A 20,470-nucleotide genomic window follows, 5' to 3' on the forward strand; every position below is an offset into this window, starting at 1 on the left:
CAATCTCTACCCTTCTTGCTAGTTGAGGGAAGAATTTGAGTATAAATGGTTTTTTATTCTCTTGCGGGAAGAACAAGAGGCGATCGCAATCAATTAGAATCTGTGGAGGCGATCGCTGGATTACACAAGATTGCTCAACAAGTCAGAGGGCAAATTAAACGGATTTGATAGTACTACTCTTGTGTTTCTTTAGATTTAGCAATTCGTCTTCCCCAAGGCTTCAGGGTAGAGATTGCAATGATTATGAACAGGAATGAGACTTGAAGCACTGATCCAATCAGAATTCCTTCAGCATCAAACCTATAAATAACGTGAGTTCGGGTTAAGCTAAACGCTGCAAGGTTTGGTATAAAAGGCTTTAGGCAAAGGGTATTGCTGTAGGCTCTTCTCAATAAGGTTGTTTATTGAGAAAAATTGCATCTGTGGACCTTGCTGACAATAGCTTGATTCACTGCAACGAAATGAGGTACGAAAAATCAGGGGTTCTGACGATTTCTTATCCCGAACTCACGTTAAATAGGATTCTGGAACGCATTTAATCCCTCTGATAATGCAATTCCTTCAGCCGTGTTTCCCCAGGGGAATAGCCAAAAAGTGCCAAAAATCATCAAACCAGTCGTCAAAATCCACTTGGCAATGACCCAATAAAATTTGAAGAAGCCATAGTTAGTTTGCCAGCAAAGGATAGTTGCGGTCACCACTGAACCAATTGCCGCAGGAATCACAATCACATCATCAAGCAAATTAATCGCTGAATTCAGGGCAAAGAGAATGTCTGAGTTCACGGTGTTCTGGTTTCTTAGCGAAATTAGAAACATACTGAGAACTGTGCCAGTCCAGAGTGCCGCAAAGCCAATGTGAAAGGATAAAATCCAATTCTTTTGTTGAAGGCTTAGTTTGAAGGATTTTTTCTTTTGCGCTGCATCAGGTTTGAGTAAGCTCTCATTGGTTTCAACTGTTGTCATTGAATACTCCTTCTTGGCATGATGAATCATCCCCTCAGAGAAAACCTAAATGTTGGGGTAAATTGTTTGGCGTTGCTAAAGATGATTCACAGGTATCCATTCTCCTGTAAGGGCGTTTCGCGAAACGCCCTTACGAAATTCATGCATCAGATCAGCAATACCAAATGTTTCTCCAGGTGGGAATGTGATGAGTGTAGCGATCGCCCCTCACTGATGCTTAACTAAAGTTGCTCCACTTATGCAGGTCTTGCTGAAGTTACTAGTGAAGTACTCTAAACTTGCAGGAAGCTAACGAAACTGGTTATCTGTATTGCTTTCAATTACTGCTTCAGCTTGAAGGGCGATCGCCTTCAATTCATCCAACGTTTTATTTGGAACGTTCTGCCATAGTCCTCGCTGATTCGCTTCCAGCAGTCGCTCTGCCATATCGCGTAAAGCCCAAGGGTTCTTTTGCTCAACGAACTGTTGAACTTCAGAATCAAACAGGTAAGCCTGAGCAATGCCCTGATACATGTGGTCTTCAACGCAGTGAGTGGTTGCATCGTAAGCAAACAGGTAGTCCACCGTTGCAGCCATCTCAAAAGCACCTTTGTAGCCGTGACGCATCACACCCGCAATCCATTTCGGATTCACCACACGAGAACGGTAAACTTTGGCAATTTCCTGCTGAAGTTTACGAATTTTCGGATTTTCGGGCAACGAGTGATCGCCAAAATAAGTGGTGGGATTTGCGCCGGTCAGAGATCGCACCGCAGCAGTCAACCCACCCTGAAACTGGTAGTAATCATCGGAGTCGAGTAAATCATGTTCGCGGTTGTCCTGGTTGTGCAACACGACCTGAAGCTGTTGTAGTCGCTGTTTGAAGGCTTCTGGGTCGGTTCGGGCTTCTCCCTGTCCGGTGTAGGCGTAGCTGCTCCAGTTAATGTAGGCACGGGCAAGATCTTGGTCGTCTGTCCAGTTTTGCGATTCGATCAGTCCCTGTAGTCCGGCTCCATAGGCACCCGGTTTTGAGCCGAAGATGCGATAGTGCGATCGCCGTTCTGCTTGCTCCGGGGTCAATCCGGCTGTCTGCCAGGTTTCTACTTCTTGCTGTACCTGAGCTGCCAGTGGATTTTGCTCAGCGGGTTCATTGAGTGCTGCAACTGCTCTCACAGCCTGGTCAAACAGGTCGATTAAGTTAGGAAAGGCATCGCGGAAGAAACCTGAGATCCGCAAAGTGACATCCACACGGGGACGACTTAAGACAGATAGCGGCAAAACCTCAAAGTCCACGACTCTTCGGGCTGACCCATCCCAAACAGGTCGAACTCCTAACAGCGCCAGTGCTTCTGCCAGATCATCTCCCCCCGTTCGCATGGTGGAGGTTCCCCAAATCGATAACGCTAGTGTTTTTGGATAATCGCCATGTTCCTGAGTGTACTGTTCGATCAGCGCTTCAGCCGCTTTGCGTCCGACATCCCAGGCGCTTTCAGTGGGAATGGCACGAATGTCTACGGAGTAAAAGTTGCGTCCAGTCGGGAGTACTTCAGGGCGGCCACGAGTGGGTGCGCCAGAGGCTCCACTGGGAACATAACGCCCATCTAGTCCATGCAGGAAGTGAGTGATTTCTTGTTCGGTTTGTTGGAGGCTGGGGAGAAGGTGAGTGGCGATCCAGTGGAGGTCGGGAATATTGCTTAACGAAGCAGTGTTTTTGAGCGTGAAATCGAAGACTTCACGCTCAAAAACATCTTCAGATCGATCAAAGTCAGGAGTTAGAAGGGATTCAACCAGGCTAGCGGCGAGCTGCTCAAGCTGTTCGATTGCGTCACCAACAGTGCGATGCGTAGGGGATTGAGAGGATGAATTTTTTGAACACATCGCGTTCCAAAAAACAGTTCCTAAAGATGAGAGGGAATCAGCAGGGTTGGCGGTGAGGGGGTCAAAGTCGAGCTGCCAGTGTTGAGCGATCGCACGAGTTAACCCTAATCTGCCTTGCCCTGGATGACGAGCGATCGCCACAATTAAATCTCGCAGTTGTCGCCCCTGAGGACATTTCCCAAAAATGTGTAGACCGTCACGAATTTGGGCTTCTTTGAGTTCACACAGATAGCTATCAGCACGTGTGATAAATTCTGAGATAAAGGTTTTTAGTTGGGACTGATCGATCGTTTCCAGGTTGTCATTTTGTACTCCCAAATCTTGATGTAGGTTTTCCTGAAGCACCAGTGCAGTGATGCGATCGCTAATTACAGATAACCGAGTTGGGTCAAGGCTTTGCGCCTCATAATATTCATCAATCAAGCCTTCTAGCTGCTGCAAAGCCCCATAAAGTTCGGCACGAGTCATCGGTGGTGTGAGGTGATCGAGAATCACTGCTTGGGCGCGACGTTTTGCCTGTGCCCCTTCACCCGGATCATTCACAATAAATGGATAAAGGTGAGGTAATGCACCTAATGCAACTTCGGGATAACAGGTTTCGGAGAGCGCAACTCCTTTGCCGGGGAGCCATTCCAGGTTGCCGTGTTTGCCGATGTGGGCGATCGCCTGCGCTTTAAAGTGCGATCGCAGCCAGTGATAAAAAGCTAAATACTCATGAGTCGGCTCTAAATCGGGCGCGTGATAGTTCAATGATGGATCAAGGTCGTAGCCACGAGCAGGTTGAATGCCGATGAAGATGTTGCCGAGTTGGAGTCCGGAGATCGGAAAGTGGGAAAGTGGGGTGTTCCAGCGATCGCCAATGCCCTGCTGAACGGCTTTGGGAAGGGTGGCGAAATACTTTTGATAGTCCTCTAAAGGAAGGCTTTGATGAATTTGGCGTAGGTCTTGTCCTTCGGGATCGTTGGTGATGCCTTGAGTAAGGCGTTGAATCAGTTCGTCGCCTGATGCGGGAATATTTTCAATAGAGTAACCTGCTTGTTTTAAAGCTTTGAGAATTTCGATGCAGCTTGCCGGAGTATCTAACCCAACCCCATTGGCAAGGCGACCGTCACGAGTGGGGTAGTTTGCCAAAATGAGTGCAATTCGGCGATCGCCTACTGGCGTTTGACGCAAATGTGCCCAGTTTGCGGCCAGGTCAGCGACAAACTGAATGCGATCGTCTACAGGTTCATAGCCCACCACATCAGTTTCTAAGGATGGGTTACGGACTTGAACAGTCTTAAAGGAAATGGCACGACTGATGATGCGTCCATCAACTTCGGGTAATGCCACATTCATCGCCACATCTCGTGGCGAGAGTCCTCTGGTCTGCGATCGCCACTTCTCTACCGTTCCACCACTGAGAATGACTTGAATTACAGGGACATCTAACTGTTTCCACAGGTCTACATTGGGCGTTTCACTATCTAGTCGAGCCAATGAAAAACTGGTGGCGTTGAGCAACACCTGAATTGGACACCCATCCTTAAGCTGAAAGTGAGTGAGTAAATCGGTTTGCACATCTGGATCGCGTAGGGAAGATACGAAGACAGGGACTGGTTCTAATTGTCGTTCGACTAATGCTTGACAGAGGGCATCAATCGGGGCAGTGTTGCCAGAAAGGTAGTGGGCTCGGTAGAAGAGAATACCGATTTGGGGGTTGGGGGTTGGGGGTTGGGGCGATCTCGGAGAGATACTCGCAAGGGGTCGCCATTCATACAAACCTACACGCGGAATAGGTTGGGCGGGACGCAGATCGTAGTGCTGACCCAAACTGGTGTTTGCGATGAATTTGAAGGCGTTAATGGTGTTTTCGATGCCGCCTTCGATCAGGTAGCGCCAGAGTTGATTAACGGCAGTGAGTGGAACGGTGGAGTGGCTGATCAGGTCAGGGTCAGGGCGATCGTCTCCCGGTAAAACAAACAGAGCGGCTCCAGTTTCCTCTACTGTTTGTTTCACCACTTCCAACCCGTAAGACCAATAAGCTCTTCCTCCAAGTAAGCGCAGGACAATTACTTTTGCTTCTGTCAACACCTCCTCAGCATAAGTATCGATACTCAACTGCTGCTGAAGCTGTAGCAGATTGCTGACTCGCAACTCTGGAAAGCCAGATGGAAGTAGGGGCAATGCTTTTGCCAACGTTTGAATCTCTGTATCAGCCGCTGTTAAAAATACCAGCGGAGCCGGATTTTGTTCGATAAAAACAACACCCTCAGTTTCAGGATTCCATCCTCCCGGAGTTGCAGCAATACGATGCATAAATGAAAGTTACTTGTGTTACTTGGTGTTGATGAAAATGTAGGTTGGGTGAAGCGAATGCGCAAACCAACCTACGATGCTGGCTAAACAATGAGCGTTGCCCACTTTACCACAATACGGCAGGACTCTCCTTCCAAAGGAAGACGATAGCCTCAATCAGCACTTGTTACCTTGACAGGTATCAAAATCTAATTTATCTCCTGTGAGCTAATGAAAGCAGTATGCTGGCATGGTGCCAATGATGTTCGAGTTGAGACAGTTCCTGATCCTAAGATTCTCAACCCCCGTGATGCCATTCTGAAGGTAACAGCCACTACCATTTGTGGTTCTGATTTACATATTTACGATGGCTATATTCCCTCTATGCAAGCAGGAGATATCATCGGTCATGAGTTTATGGGGGAAGTAGTCGAGATTGGTTCAGAAGTCAGGAAGCTGAAAATAGGCGATCGCGTCGTTGTCTCTTCGATCATTGGCTGCGGTCAGTGTCGCTATTGCCAGCATCAAAAGTGGTCGCTCTGTGATAACTCCAACCCTAATAGCTGGATGCAAGAACCGTTGTTTGGTTTTGGCACAGCGGGCATTTTTGGCTATTCTCACTTGTTTGGCGGTTATGCAGGCGCGCAGGCAGAATATGTGCGCGTTCCCTTTGCTGATCATGGTGCAATTCCCGTTCCTAAAGAACTTAGCGATGAACAGTTGTTGCCAATCTCCGATGCCTTCCCGACAGGCTTTATGGGAGCAGACTTGTGTAACATCCAGCCAGGAGATATCGTTGCCGTTTGGGGATGTGGCCCAGTAGGGCTATTCACGATGCGTAGCGCTTACATGTTGGGAGCGGAAAGAGTGATTGCGATCGATCGCATCCCTGAGCGACTGAAAATGGCGCAAGAGTTTGGCAAGGCCGAAGTGATTAATTACGAAGAAGTAGACGCAGGGGAAGCACTCAAGGAAATGACGGGCGGTCGCGGTCCCGATGCCTGCGTCGATGCCGTCGGCATGGAAGCCCACGGTATGGGTTTAGAAGGATTCTATGACAAAGCCAAGCAGTCTGTGCGACTGGAAACCGATCGCCCCCACGTATTGCGGCAGATGATTGTGTCCTGTGCTAAGGGCGGCACCCTGTCGATTATGGGAGTTTATGCAGGCTTCCTTGACAAGATGCCGATGGGCGCAGCGATGAACAAAGGACTAACCTTCCGCATGGGGCAGATGTTTGGACAAAAGTACATTCCCATGCTGGTCGATCGCGTTCAGAAGGGAGAAATTGATCCCTCCGTTGTGTTTACTCATCATTTACCACTAGAGGAAGCAAAGCAAGGCTACGAGATCTTTAAGCACAAAAAAGATAACTGTATCAAAGTCTTGTTGAAACCCTAACAATTATGACACGTAAGAAAAATGCAGGTGAGCGATGCCACCTGCATTTTTCCTATCTTGCCCCTGCTATCCAGTCTCGCCCTGTGCCTTTAGCAATGACTTTGTCACCAAAGGGATAACCTTTGTGAACCAGCCACCAGTAACCCGCCCAATATATACTTAGCGATCGCTCCATTACCCAAAGTGGCGCAAAAAAACAGATGTTAATTGGGAAAAATGGCTCGGCTCCGCTGCGTCCTTTAAACGCGATGAGGATAGAGGCGATCGCCACTCCCAGTCCATACCCCAACGCTACTTTTGTACCCCAAAGCCACGCCAGCAGAATGCCAACGGGAATGAGTGCTAGAAATAGGGTCGTCTTAAATCGCATGACAAAATCTTCGTAAGCCTGACGAGGGCGTTGTTCCCACCATTTTTGCAGGGTTGGAGGAAGCTTTTGGATAAAGAAGTCTGTGGCGTAACCGATACTTGCTCCTTTTACGACAAAGTGACGCACCATTTCCTCGTTGTCAAACAGCACGTCTCCGTCGTAGTGACCCACTCGCAGCATCGTACTGCGTCTGAAACCACAGGTTCCGGGATAATCGCCGGTTGGTAAGATGCCTCGGTTGAGCAACATTCGAGCTGCTTCTAGCCTTCCCCACCAGGGTAGCGGTTTGAAGTAGTTTTGGGGACGCACCAGTTCATACTGCTCAAGCAAGGCAACCATTCGAGCTACATTTTCGGGTGTGTAGCGAATGTCGTCGTCTCCGACAATGATGCGCTCACAGTCCGTCAGCGCAACCCCAGTGTGGATTCCATTCACCTTTCCATTCAGGTAAGGGTATTGCGGATCAACCGTAACATGGCGACATAACTTGCCCCATACCCGCTCATTTTCTGCAAAAACATTGGGAGGTGAACCATCAACAACTAATACTTCACAACCCGCCTCAGCTAACATCTGAAAGTAGTTAGCAAAGTCCGCTAACTCCGCCATTGATACGCTTACCCTGCGAATTGGCAGGAGGTAAGTGCAACAGGGAATCATATTGGTACTCCTAGCTAATTAAATACTCCTAATTTTTTGCTCCGGAAGATTTCGCGATGGCTCGTTCTGCTCGTTCTGCGGCTCTCACAGAAGAGGCGATCGCTGCCACCGCTCGTCTACTCATTGCTCGCTGCTGGTCATATCCTAAAACTAGTTCCCAAGCCTGTTGAGGACATTGGTTTGCCACAGGTAGGACAACCTTATCCAACATTTGGTAACCATCTTCTGTATGAAGCCGTGTATGTAAATCCCAATAGTTAATTACAACCGATGGGAGCCTGAGACGCTGGGCAGCTACTTGATAGTGAGTAAATGCTGCTGGCACCGCAACCTCCAGATAGAGCAATCCACCTACATACTGGAGAAGATAATTTTTTTCTCGGGTCAGCAGAAAGGCTTGATTGTGCAGAGCAAACACTTCCCACGGAACCACATCAAAATAGGTTTCTGGTTCTGTATCCATACCAAGGGCGGCAAGCATCTTGTTGAAATAAGTAGAATATTGACGGTTTAAAGGGGCAAGGTAATTTTCTTGAAGAAATAACCTTGTGAATTCAGTTGGTATGGAGTGATCTTTACTGGTTGCGTTTAGAGTACGACAAAGATGACTGACTGCGGCTAATCCGTCTATAGAGGCGATCGCCAGCAAGCGTTGATAGCCAGCCTGAGTCATTTGAGTGCGAAAGAAACGATCATTTTCAGCCGAAATAGAATTTGAATCCGCTGCAATTCGCTCATTTAGTGTTTTTTCAACACTCACTTTTTTTAATGCATCAAGCTCAAACTGAGCTAATTCCCACCGTTGCCAAACCTTTTCAATCTGGTTCCGCAAACTGTGTAAGTAAGTGCTGCATTCGTGCGTAAGAAACTGTGAATGATCAGCGTTAAGACGACTAAGCTGAACGTTGATCTGATACAGAATTCTCTGTAAAAATCGATGAGCAAGGTGCGAACCTGGTGTTTTTCTATCTGCTCCTGACAATACAGATGCAAATGCTTTTAGTATCGCTTCAGACACCGTATTTTGAAAGAACTCTACCTGTGAAGATAGAGATAGAACTTGATTAGAATTCTGCTTAAATAGACTGTCTAGATACTTTTCAGCTTGCGCATAGTTTGCAATATCTAATTGATTGCTGCGAGAATATCCTATTTTGGGAGCCTTAAGAGCGGAAACCATAATATTTTGCGGCTTTGCAAACATTCCCTTGAGCATCCAGACGAGTGAAGTAACAGGATAGAGAGTGTTTACACGTTATGTTGATTACCCTTACACTGTACAGTTCACCTTTTTGTTTAATCTAGATCCAAAGGTGGTGTCTTACGCTTATCTATGTTAAGTATGCTTGTGTTCCCGCTCACAAGCTATCTCGAAACACTTTACTCTTATCACCTTAAAAGTCTCTAAGGAAAAGGGCTTCAAGCAAATTTTTAGGGCAGGTTAAAGACTGATTTTGCCGTCAATTTTAGAGAAGTTCCAGCATTAGCTAGCGTTTTGGTTATCGATCGCTGATGTTGTAAAAATACCCTAGCACAGTTACGTCCTGGCATTCCCGAAACAGAGCCGCCCGGATGAGTTCCAGCACCTGTCAGAAACAAGCCTGAAATCGGTGTGGCGTAATTAGCCAGTTCTGGCAACGGACGGAAAAACATCATTTGATCGAAAGTCATATCTAAATGATAGTAGTTGCCCTTCAGCATTCCTAGCCGTTCTTCTAGGTCTGGTGGACTTTCAATGTGGCGCGCAATGATACTGCTCTTAACATTGGGAGCATATTCTGCTAGCTTGTCAAGGACGCGATCGGCGACCTGATTCTTTAGCTCTTCCGTCCAACCCGTACCTTTTATTCCCGTACCTGCCGCTCCAGCAATTTCGTAGGGCACGAAATATTCAATCCACAACGTGTGTTTACCGGGAGGAGCCATTGAGGGGTCAAGCATGGTTGGCACCACCACATACATCGAAGGATCTTCGAGTGGAATCTTACCGACGTTTGGATCAGTGTGAGCAACTTCTACCTGATTAACTGAATCTGCAATTAAAACAGATCCAATCAAGTACTCATCCTGGTGATTGTGATGTTCAAAGCGAGGCGCTTCTGATAAAGCACAGTCAATCTTGAGAATGGCTTCATTGTGGTTGACGATGCGACGAGAGAGGCGATCGCCCAACTGGGCATCAGCAGCTTTGACGTCCGCCTCATCCATTAAATGTAAAAAGGTACGTTTTGCATCCAGACTAGAAATAACACCTTGCTTTGCCCGGTATTCCTGCCCGTTGGCAAGCTGCACCCCTACGGCTCGACCATCATCTACCAGAATTCGCTTAACCTGCTGGTCGGTCAAAATCGTACCGCCCAAGCTTTGCACCAGTCGAATCAACGCCTCTGTTAATGCCCCAGTTCCACCTCTAGGTCGTGCCATGCCAGGGTCATGCCGCAACGACATCATGATCGAGCCAATAGCCATGTTCTTTTGAGAAGGAGGAGTGCTGAGTTCAGCCGCTAGTCGAGCCAGAGGAGCTTTCAGGAACTCTGAATCAAAGTACTCATCAATTACATCCATTGGACTGGTGAACATGGTACGGACCAGATCCAACGTTTTGTTTGGTGAACCAACCAGCGAGAATACGTCTTTAATCTTGCCGATGTCATAGTTACTCAGAATGTTAACAATGGATTTGGGAGGTGCATTAAAAACAGGAGTCAACATCCCAATTACACGTTGCCAAAAGTCAGTAAATTCAGCATACTTCTGAGCATCACGAGCGCTATATCGTGCAATTTCAGCGCATGTTTTTTCAACTGAGCGGTGAGCCAGAAAGTATTTGCCGTCTGGATGCGGACAAAAAACAACCGGATCGCAGAACAGATACTCTAACCCGTATCGATGCAGCTCTAATTCTTGAACAACGGGGCCAAGATGGATAAAGATATGGTCGATCGCACAAGGATTAAACCGAAAACCAGGAGCGTCTTCTGGCAGTAGCTCTTCTGTGGTTGCTCCTCCACCCGGAAACTCTCGTTTTTCCAGCAACAGTACTCGATAACCTGCCTTTAATAAGTAGGCAGCACAAATTAAACCGTTGTGACCTGCCCCAATGACAACAACATCAAATTCCATCTAAACCGTTTCCCCAACCTACTAACCGACGATGTCAATTTAATCGTGATTCCAAACGTAGGTTGTTGGAGCAATGCTGGACCTCTGACTGAAGAGGGAAGTTTGCAATTAGTAACAACTTTATGAGAATCTCAAAGATCTACGTCTTTGGAGAGTTGGTCAAATTCAACTTGCCTGTCGGAATGAAACTAAACACCTTTAAAACTTGTGTTGAACGTAGATCAGGGAAAGCTAGTGGAGAAGACTCTTACCCATCGCCCCATCGTTTTAGCGGGAATAGTCTTGGGTATTGGGCAAGCAGGATTTTTTGACGGCATTGTGTTGCATCAACTGCTGCAATGGCATCACATGTTTAGCAGTGTTGCCACCGATACAACCGTTTCGGGATTAGAGTTAAACACGCTTGGAGATGGGCTGTTTCATCTGGCAGATTGGCTGATTACACTGACAGGAATTTTTTTGCTTTGGCGGGCAGGCAGGCAGGGCAACGTAATTTTTTCCACGCAAACTTTTCTCGGTGCTTTTGTGCTGGGTTTTGGACTATTTAACGTAGTTGAAGGCATCCTCGACCATCAAGTTTTAGGAATTCATCATGTTAAGTCAGGTCCCCATGAGTTGGCTTGGGATATAGGCTTTCTAATCGTTAACGCTGTAATTTTGGCGATCGGTTGGTTGACTTTGCAGTCTGGCAAGCAGAATGCAGAAACGGCTGATTGACTGACAAATCTTCTGATGTAGGTCGCGTGGAGCAGAGCGGAACCCAACTCCTGCTTTAAAGCATGGCTAAAACAGTGGATTAAGCGTAGGTGGGCGAAGCAAAGATTGCTATCAAATTGCCAGTATCAAGATACGCTAGAGGGAGTATTCTCAACTAATCTAACGTTGCATGATTGTATGCATTGGCGATGTCTTAACGCCTGATGAACTAAGCAAAATTACGTCAATGGTTGAAGCAGCTGAGTTTGTCGATGGCAAAACAACAGCAGGTTGGCACGCCAGCCTGGTCAAGCACAACACTCAACTTCCCAAAGACGCACCAGAACTGGATGATATTCGCAAGCTGATTAGCGCAGCGTTGCAGCGCAATCGGTTATTTCAGATGGCGGTGCGTCCAAAGCGAATTCACCCAATGCTGATCAGCCGCTACCAAACTGGTATGGCTTATGGGGTCCACACCGACGATGCATTGATGAATTCTCAACAGCAGTTGATGCGATCGGATGTCTCCTTTACGCTGTTTCTTAACTCACCAGAAGAGTATCAGGGGGGTGAACTGGTAATCGACAGCACTCAAGGCGAACAACCCTACAAACTAGAGGCAGGTGCCATGATCGTTTATCCATCTTCTACACTTCATTGGGTTGAAACGGTCACGAGTGGAGTACGTTTGGCGGCAGTCAGTTGGGTGCAAAGCTTGATCCGTGACCCGCAGGAGCGAGAAATCTTGTTTGACCTGGATACGGCACGGCAGGCATTGTTCAAGCAACAGGGAAAAACGAGAGAGTTTGATTTGCTCTCTAAAACTCATGCGAATTTACTGAGAAAGTGGGTTGAGGTGTGACTTATAGCTGAGTCATACGGGATAGGAGAGAAAAGGGACAAGGCTTTTCCTTGTCCCTTTTTTCTCCTATCCTAAGTCTAGGAAAGTGGACTAAAGCGATCGCAAAAACTGAATCAAGGCAGCACGGTCTTCTGCTGATAGGGTGCGAAAAGACTCTTTTGCGGTAGCGGCTTCGCCCCCGTGCCAAAGAATAGCTTCTTCCAGGGTGCGGGCACGACCGTCATGTAGATAACCCGAATAGGGTAATACAGTTTGCGTCAGTCCAACGCCCCATAAGGGTGGTGTTCGCCACTCATTTCCGTCAGCAAGAAAGTCGGGACGACCATCTGCTAACTTGCTTCCCATATCGTGTAACAACAGGTCGGTGTAGGCATGAATGGTTTGGTTCGTCAAAGCTGGAATTTCGTGTTCGCCTGTGTGTAGCTCAGCCACATGGCAGGAAGCACAGTTCGCAGCAAACAACCGTTCTCCTTGCTGCACCTGTGGACTGTCTAACAGGGTACGAGCAGGAACCGCGATTGTTTGCACGTAGACCGCAGCCGCTTCGAGGATGTCTTGGTTAATATCCTGGGTGTTATCTGTGTCTGGAAACAGGGGATTGGTAACCCCCATGTCATTAACGTAGGCGGATGCGGACTGCTGTAGCAAGGTGGGTGTGTTTGCTTTCCAGCCAAATCGCCCCAATGCCTCGGCTTGCTGAACTACATCCCACACTCGATTTGGGCGACCAGAGATGCCGTCGCGATCGCCATCTTCAGGGTCTGCTAACCCTAAAATTTCAGATTCTGGAACCGCTTCTAATAGTCCCGCCCCAAAGACAGGTTGAGGAATTCGGTTGGAAATAGCGACCCCTTCTGGAAAAGGTGTGCCATCCCAGAGGGACAGTTGTATTTGGGGCGATCGCAACGAGTAAGCGGTGCCATCTCCATAGGTGCCCTGCTGTTCTTGCCAGTCTAACTGCACCACCGCTTCTGGTTCATATCCATATACGCCTTGTTCCTGCACCTGAGTACCAATTCCCAGGACGGGTAATATATTTTCTCCTGGTGCTTCGGTTTCCAAGGCATGGAAAGAGCCGGATTCAGGGGGAGCGCCAGAATTCTCGGCTGTCTGCTCAACAGTTAGTTGGCTAAGGCGCACGACTCGCTGCCCTTTTTCTGGCATTCCTCGCCCATTTTTGATGTGGCATCCAGCACAGGATGTGCCGTTGAATAGGGGGCCCAAACCTGGATTGACGTTGGCGGGTGCTGTCACAAACGCCGCTTCAAAAGCCAGATCCCCCACAGCATGGCGGTCAAGCCAATAGGCATCCAGGTTTGGAGCAGGCTGTTCAAAGGCACGAGAAGTGCGATTTTGGATGGTTGTTTCCCCTCCTGCCAAGGGGGGTGATATTTGGGACTGTGCTGGCAGGTGGAGCAGCGTAGAGAGGAAGATTCCGGCGATCGCAGCCACGAATCCCAGAATGAGATGGCGCTGAGGAAAGAGAATAGGGCGTACAGAGAAACTGAGTCTCTGCTTTGAGTGGTGAGATGGCTCTCTGTTATTCCCCTGAATCGATTGTCTTACCATTGCTTCCCTATTTCCTCTCCTCTCATTTCCTACCGTGTAAACACATTACTTGTGATTGGACTCAAACCTCTCATTTCGCCCCTAACTCCGCATTCTGAAGGACTTTTGAGCCGCATCCATAAAGGATTTAAAGTGACTCCAAGTACCTCAGAATGGGGACCTAACGGGGCTGAAAGGACTTATGTTTACACCCTATTCTCTATTTATCACTGTTGCACCAGAGGTAAAACACGCTGTTCAAACGTTTCAAACAGTTCGATGACGCTGGTTTGAGCGGCTTCAATTTGTGGTCGGGCGCTGCGATCGCACAGGGTTTGCTCGATCGGTGCAGGAATTTCTGCTAATGCGGTTGATGCGGTTTCCATCTGCTGACGAATTTGGGCATCCAGGCTGGGATCGATTGCTACAACAAAATCGCTGAGGCTGCGACCATCCGTACCTGCTGCGGGAAATTCTCCCAGATAAGCATTTTTGGCACTGAGCAAATTATTCTGAAAATCTTGCAGAGAGCTTTGGGCAAAGCGTCCCTCTAGCAGGAAGGGGTTTTGGGCTTCTAGCGCTTCGCCAATTTTGACGTTACCTAGTTCGTCCAAAATGCCCATAATGCCTTGAACGATTTCTTCCCCAGCTGCCTGCACGGTGGGGTAAGCGCTGCTGCCTTCACCCGCGTTGACAAACTCACTACGATAAGCGGAATAACCGTCTACGCCTTCTGTCCAACTGCTCAACAGATCATTGGCGGTCTGGTCGAAAACGGGAGCGATCGCCCCCAAATACTCCAGTTCGCGAGGAGTAAATGCCTGCAAAGACTTATCACTTTCGGTGCCAAATAGCAAAAATCCGATGGCATGGAAGCCCTTCTGACTAGTTTGCAAACTGTCAACGTATTCTGGCGTGAGTGTATCTGAGCTATTGAGAACAGCTTGCACATCTGCCTCGTTCAGCGGCCAGTCATCCAACTCTGCATCTAGTCCCAGGGATGCGGCTGGGCCAAAGGCAAATGCTTCACTTTGCTCCCAAGGGGCGCGGGTCGCCAACCATGCTTGACGAGCAGCTTCTAGCGTTGTCTCATCAGGATTGCTGACAAATGCATCAATTGCGGTGGCTAAGTTACCCGAACGCTCTGTCAAAAGCTGGTAGTTGGGGATGATCAGTTGGTCAACAAAATCTGTAATGATTTGGCGATCGCGAAATTGTCTTGCAGGCGGTAAAAATATCCTTGTTACACCCGTTGGTGCACCAGTAGCGCTGCTGCCTTCGCCGCCTTCGCCACCTTCACCACCTTCGGTTTGTCCAGTAGGTACAGCAGCTTCGCCACCTTCACCGCCCTCACCGCCTTCGGCTTGTCCGGTAGGTGCAGCGGCTTCACCACCTTCGCCACCTTCACCGCCTTCGGATTGTCCAGTGGGTGCAGCAGCTTCGCCACCTTCACCACCTTCACCACCTTCACCGCCCTCGCCACCTTGGACTTGCTCAGTTGGTGCGGGTTCTTCACCGCCTTCACCGCCCCCTTCAACGGCTACAGCGGCGCAAGTATTGCTCTGGCTGATTAGCACAGGTGTTTCGCTCAGACTCTCTGAAACTTCAGCATTGGCAGGATCTGCAATGGTAAAGGCGATCGCCCCTGCATGAGCCAGGGCATAGGTACCAATTCCTGTCCAAATTTTTAGCCGTTTCCCCACAGTTTTCTCCTTGCTTTTTTGGAATAAAAATGCATTAATTCCCCAGCTTTTTACCTGGGACGTGTCATAAGCATGAAGTATTGTACCCCTAATTATTGAGATTTCTTCCCAATAAGAAATTAAATTCTCGCGCCAGTTCAGAAGTCTAGTCACTTAAGCTAGAGCAACAGAAGTGAGAGATGCTTCAGAATCTAATCCTAAATCCGTCTCTGGAATAGCAGTAAATACTGTGTAAGCTCTATGAGCGGTTACTTGAGCGGAATACGAAATGTGGCATACAGCAGCAGTGAGGTGTATCGCCGCTATATGCCACGCAATTGAGAATCTCTATATTTAGGATGTAGGGTATCAGAACTCTAAAACAATTTCCTAAAACAGAAAATATCGCTGAGCCATTGGTAAAACAGTAGCGGGTTCACAGGTGAGCAACTCCCCATCAGCTCGAACTTCGTAAGTTTCGGGATCGACTTCCATCTGCGGTAGCGCATCGTTCAGTTTCATATCGCGCTTGGTAAGTTTGCGAATCCCGGAAACAGGAAGGGTGGCTTTTTGTAGCTTCAGGCGTTTGGGAATATCGTTGTCTAAACCCGCTTGAGAAATAAAGGTGAAAGAGGTAGTGGCGATCGCCCCACCAAAACTACCAAACATTGGTCGCATGTGAACAGGCTGTGGCGTAGGAATGCTGGCATTGGCATCGCCCATTTGTGCCCAAGCAATCAAACCTCCTTTGATCACCATCTCTGGTTTTACCCCAAAGAACGCCGGTCGCCACAGACACAAATCGGCGATTTTCCCTTCCTCAACGGAGCCAACATATTCAGCAATGCCATGAGTAATCGCAGGATTGATCGTGTATTTCGCCACGTAGCGCTTGGCACGGAAATTATCGTTGCGATCGGAGTCCTCAGCTAATGCACCTCGCTGCACTTTCATCTTGTGAGCCGTTTGCCAGGTGCGGATCACCACTTCTCCGATCCGCCCCATCGCCTGCGAGTCAGAAGAAATCATGCTGAAAGCACCCAAGTCGTGCAAGATGTCTTCAGCCGCGATCGTTTCTCGTCGAATCCGTGACTCAGCAAACGCCACATCTTCTGGAATGCCGCGATCGAGGTGGTGGCAAACCATCAGCATGTCCAGATGTTCCTCTAAGGTATTGAGGGTATAAGGACGGGTCGGATTGGTGGAAGAGGGCAAAACATTTAACTCACCACAAACCTTAATGATATCTGGAGCATGTCCACCGCCTGCTCCTTCCGTATGGTAGGTGTGGATACAGCGATTTTTGAACGCAGCAACGGTATTTTCGACAAATCCAGACTCATTTAAAGTATCGGTGTGAATTGCGACCTGAATGTCATAGTCATCGGCAACGCTGAGACAGGTGTCGATTGTCGCGGGAGTGGTTCCCCAGTCTTCATGCAGCTTCAAGCCGATTGTGCCAGCGAGTACTTGCTCGGTTAATCCCTTGGGCTGAGAACTGTTGCCTTTGCCAAGCAGTCCAATGTTGACCGGGAACGCGTCGGCAGCTTGCATCATTCGATAAATGTTCCAGGGTCCAGGTGTGCAAGTTGTGGCCGCGCTGCCTGCGGCGGGTCCGGTGCCGCCACCGATCAAGGTTGTTACGCCAGAAGCGATCGCCACCTCAACTTGCTGGGGACAAATCATGTGAATGTGAGAATCGATTCCACCCGCAGTGAGAATTAACCCTTCTCCAGCGATCGCCTCTGTTCCAGGTCCAACGATGATATCGATATTGTCTTGGATGTAAGGATTTCCAGCTTTGCCAATTTTGAAAATCTTGCCGTCTTTAATCCCAATGTCTGCTTTAACAATGCCCCACCAATCCAGGATTAGCGCATTTGTAATGACTGCATCTACCGCTCCATCTGCATTGGAAATGGGAGATTGTCCCATGCCATCCCGAATCACCTTACCGCCGCCAAACTTGACCTCATCACCATAGGTCGTGCGGTCTTCTTCCACCTCAATGATTAACTCGGTGTCAGCTAGACGGATGCGATCGCCTACCGTCGGTCCATAGGTTTCAGCGTAGGCACGGCGATCCATGCGGTAACTCATCGGGGCACTCCTTCACAGCACAACAAGAATGGCAACTCGCCCCAAGTACTATAGAGCAAGTCTGACTAGATATATAGTCAAACAGCCTACAGCAAATTGGGATACATCGCGTTGCTTGGTTGAGCGATCTTTGTCAGAAGACTTAGAGTTACCAGGCAGACGTAGGTTGGGTTGAGGAACGAAACCCAACAAGCGTAAAGATTGTGTTGGGTTTCGCTTTGCTTCACCCAACCTACAAATTTAGGTTAGACGTACTACTACAGTTAATGCTGCATGAGTTGAGCGAGGGTTTCTTTGACTCCAAGTTGATCAAAATTTTGTAAGTGTTTTGCAACCGTTTTGACGAAGTGAGACGACTGGGATAAGTCTCCAAAAATTTCAGTGAGTTCAAACAAAGAGTGAGGATCAGAGCCACCCGTGTTAGCCCGCTGGGTCAACACATCTGCCATTGCATCGTCAATGGGAATGGGGTTGCCCTGCTCATCCTGTCCTTTGAGATAGCGAAACCAGGCGGCGATCGCCAAACTCATGTATTCAACTGCTCCATTCTGGTTCAATGCATCTCGCACCGAACCTAAGAGAAACTTGGGAATCTTGGCGGAACTGTAGAGACACAAACGCGGTAGTTGGTCACGAATTTTTGGGTTGGCAAACCGCTCAATCAAAGTTTTCTTATAATCATCCAGGTCGATGCCAGGAACTGGCTGCAGGGTAGGCGTGACCTCGTTCATCAGGCGATCGACTGCTTGCCGAATCAGTGGATCAGCCATTACGTCATGCACATAGGTGTAACCGACCAATGTGCCGAGACAACCAATCAGCAGATGACTGGCATTCAACAGGCGAATTTTCATCATCTCGTAGGGATGAACATCGTCGGTCATTTGAACGCCAACACTTTCCCAATCAGGTCTTCCGGCACAAAAATTATCTTCGATTACCCACTGTAAAAACGGCTCCGCAACCACTGGAAACCCGTCTTCAATGCCAAACTGAGTTCTCACCATTTCAACGTCGGCAGGAGTCGTTGCAGGTGTAATGCGATCGACCATGTTGTTTGGAAAGGTGACATTCTCAGCAATCCAATGAGCTAATTCTGGGTCTTGCAACTGGGCAAAGGAAATCAGCATTTTTTGAGCAATTTTGCCGTTTCCCTGCAAGTTATCACAGGACAATACGGTGAATGGCTTGTATCCTGCTTGCAAGCGTTGACTGAGGGCAGCGGTCAGAAAACCAAACACCCCAATAGGCTCATTCGGATACTGTACATCGTGCTGAATGGTGGGATGATTGACATCCAGTTCGCCCGTGCCTTCAATGTAGTAATATCCTGCTTCGGTAATGGTGAGTGAGACAATTCGGCATTTTGGATCAACCATTGCGTTAATCACGGCTTGCCGATCGTCCGGAGCAAACAGGTATTTTGTAATTGCACCAATGACGCGGGCGCGATCGCTCTCTGGTGATCGCTCCACCAATGTGTACAAGCAGTTCTGAGACTGAAGCGCATCCCGCATTTTCTTGTCATATTCCAGCAAGCCAATCCCACAAACTCCCCAGTGGCGATCGCTCGTTTGATGTAGATAGTTATCGAGATATAACGCCTGATGAGCGCGGTGGAATCCACCGACCCCAATGTGAACAATGCCATTTGTGACCTGATGGCGATCGTATTTAGGAATTTGAACGGTATCGGGTAAATGGGGTAGAGATTGCTCATTCAGCTTTGTCACTGCTGTGCGATGAGTATTCATATCGTTTACTTACACAGTTTTTCTATTTACGCGGTTTATTCAAACAGTGAGAGGACGTAATTCGGCTCTAGGAATAGTCATTCCCTGAGGGTCAAATAAATGACAGCGATCGCCATTCAGATAAATCGGCACCTGATCGTGGAGTTGCACCGGAGTATCTCCGTCCGTTTTCACAACCATCGTGTCGCCACCAGGTAAGTTGACGTAGGCAAAAGTTTCTCCTCCCAGCCGCTCAACCACTTTGACTTCCCCGTGAATGGTGGCATTGGTGCGATCAAACCGCAGGTGTTCAGGACGAATACCAAGCGTGGGGCGATCGCCCACGGTTAGGTTTCTGGGCTGTACGGGAATAGAAATCGTTTCGCCACCCGGAAGTTTGACCATTGTTGCAGAACTGTTGACATCTGTGACGGTTACCGTCAAGAAGTTCATGCGGGGTGAACCAATAAATCCAGCCACAAACAAGTTATGGGGATGATGATACAGGTCTAAGGGTGAACCTACCTGCTCGATCACGCCACCCTGCAGTACCACAATTTTGTCTGCCAGAGTCATTGCTTCTACCTGATCGTGAGTCACGTAGATCATGGTCGATTTCAAAGTGTCGTGCAGGCTAGCCAACTCAATTCGCATTTGAACCCGCAAGGCTGCATCCAGGTTTGACAAAGGCTCATCAAACAAAAATACTTTTGGATTTCGCACCAGTGCCCGGCCGATCGCCACCCGTTGTCGCTGTCCTCCAGACAATGCTCTGGGCTTGCGATTGAGCAACGGTTCCAACTGCAAAATCCGGGCAACGTCCTGTGCCCGTTCATGCCGTCTTGCTTTGGGCACACCCGCCAAGCGCAGGCTAAATGCCATATTCTCAGCAACGGTCATGTGTGGATACAGCGCATAGGTTTGAAACACCATTGCCAATCCCCGCTTATCGGGCGGCACATCATTCATGCGATCGCTATCAATCAGCAAGTCACCAGACGTAATTTCCTCTAATCCAGCAATCATGCGGAGCAGGGTTGATTTGCCGCATCCAGAGGGACCTACAAACACCACAAACTCACCATCGTTGATATCGAGATCAACTCCTTTGATTACATCAGCGTCGGTATACCGCTTGCGAATATCTCGTAACGTAACGGTTGACATAGAAGACTCCTATTGATGCATTTAAC

The 20,470-nt window shown here is 48.4% G+C and carries 13 protein-coding genes and 1 pseudogene; 4 read left to right on the top strand and 10 right to left on the bottom strand.

Annotation, left to right across the window (positions count from 1 at the left end):
* Positions 1–45: 45 nt before the first annotated feature.
* Positions 46–168 carry a hypothetical protein gene (locus H6F88_RS34105; RefSeq protein WP_277882207.1) on the top strand — a complete coding sequence of 41 codons (123 nt, stop codon included), beginning with the start codon at positions 46–48 and terminating at the stop codon, positions 166–168.
* A 347-nt stretch (positions 169–515) separates the two neighbouring features.
* Here H6F88_RS34105 and H6F88_RS19975 read toward each other — a convergent pair.
* A pseudogene (locus H6F88_RS19975) lies at positions 516–872 on the bottom strand (hypothetical protein); the annotation flags it as partial.
* A gap of 381 nt (positions 873–1,253) precedes the next feature.
* Positions 1,254–5,120 (bottom strand): cobaltochelatase subunit CobN, encoded by a 3,867-nt coding sequence (gene cobN / locus H6F88_RS19980; RefSeq protein ID WP_190644482.1) that lies wholly within the window; start codon positions 5,118–5,120, stop codon positions 1,254–1,256.
* A gap of 210 nt (positions 5,121–5,330) precedes the next feature.
* On the opposite strand from cobN, the gene H6F88_RS19985 reads away from it, so the two are divergent.
* Positions 5,331–6,500, top strand: a complete 1,170-nt coding sequence (locus H6F88_RS19985) for a zinc-dependent alcohol dehydrogenase (RefSeq protein ID WP_190644483.1) — start codon at positions 5,331–5,333, stop codon at positions 6,498–6,500.
* 52 nt (positions 6,501–6,552) lie between these two features.
* On the opposite strand, the gene H6F88_RS19990 is transcribed toward H6F88_RS19985, so the two are convergent.
* From H6F88_RS19990 to crtO, 3 genes are all read right to left on the bottom strand, one after another.
* A complete protein-coding gene (locus H6F88_RS19990; RefSeq protein WP_190644484.1) occupies positions 6,553–7,479 on the bottom strand; it encodes a glycosyltransferase family 2 protein in 927 nt (308 codons plus the stop codon).
* A gap of 79 nt (positions 7,480–7,558) precedes the next feature.
* The gene (locus H6F88_RS19995; RefSeq protein WP_190644485.1) at positions 7,559–8,362 is read right to left on the bottom strand and encodes an iron-containing redox enzyme family protein; all 804 of its coding nucleotides are present in this window, start codon (positions 8,360–8,362) and stop codon (positions 7,559–7,561) included.
* Positions 8,363–8,961: 599 nt separating this feature from the next.
* Positions 8,962–10,653 carry a beta-carotene ketolase CrtO gene (crtO, locus tag H6F88_RS20000; protein ID WP_190644486.1) on the bottom strand — a complete coding sequence of 564 codons (1,692 nt, stop codon included), beginning with the start codon at positions 10,651–10,653 and terminating at the stop codon, positions 8,962–8,964.
* 234 nt (positions 10,654–10,887) lie between these two features.
* Between crtO and H6F88_RS20005 the strand changes: the two genes are divergently transcribed.
* Positions 10,888–11,370: a DUF2243 domain-containing protein gene (locus H6F88_RS20005; protein ID WP_190644487.1), complete on the top strand. Its 483-nt coding sequence runs from the start codon at positions 10,888–10,890 to the stop codon at positions 11,368–11,370.
* A 169-nt stretch (positions 11,371–11,539) separates the two neighbouring features.
* Positions 11,540–12,214 carry a Fe2+-dependent dioxygenase gene (locus H6F88_RS20010; RefSeq protein ID WP_190644488.1) on the top strand — a complete coding sequence of 225 codons (675 nt, stop codon included), beginning with the start codon at positions 11,540–11,542 and terminating at the stop codon, positions 12,212–12,214.
* 90 nt (positions 12,215–12,304) lie between these two features.
* On the opposite strand, the gene H6F88_RS20015 is transcribed toward H6F88_RS20010, so the two are convergent.
* From H6F88_RS20015 to ugpC, 5 genes are all read right to left on the bottom strand, one after another.
* Positions 12,305–13,783 (bottom strand): di-heme oxidoredictase family protein, encoded by a 1,479-nt coding sequence (locus H6F88_RS20015; RefSeq protein WP_190644489.1) that lies wholly within the window; start codon positions 13,781–13,783, stop codon positions 12,305–12,307.
* 206 nt (positions 13,784–13,989) lie between these two features.
* On the bottom strand, positions 13,990–15,465 hold the full coding sequence (locus H6F88_RS34575; protein ID WP_347277715.1) for an imelysin family protein: 1,476 nt from the start codon (positions 15,463–15,465) through the stop codon (positions 13,990–13,992).
* 369 nt (positions 15,466–15,834) lie between these two features.
* A complete protein-coding gene (gene ureC, locus H6F88_RS20025; RefSeq protein WP_190644490.1) occupies positions 15,835–17,544 on the bottom strand; it encodes an urease subunit alpha in 1,710 nt (569 codons plus the stop codon).
* A gap of 263 nt (positions 17,545–17,807) precedes the next feature.
* A complete protein-coding gene (locus H6F88_RS20030; protein ID WP_190644491.1) occupies positions 17,808–19,298 on the bottom strand; it encodes a mannitol dehydrogenase family protein in 1,491 nt (496 codons plus the stop codon).
* 39 nt (positions 19,299–19,337) lie between these two features.
* Entirely contained in the window at positions 19,338–20,444 is a 1,107-nt protein-coding gene (ugpC, locus tag H6F88_RS20035) for a sn-glycerol-3-phosphate ABC transporter ATP-binding protein UgpC (RefSeq protein ID WP_190644492.1), read from the bottom strand.
* Positions 20,445–20,470 lie beyond the last annotated feature (26 nt).

The sequence above is a fragment of the Oculatella sp. FACHB-28 genome (assembly GCF_014696015.1).
Lineage (GTDB): Bacteria > Cyanobacteriota > Cyanobacteriia > Elainellales > Elainellaceae > JAAUTN01.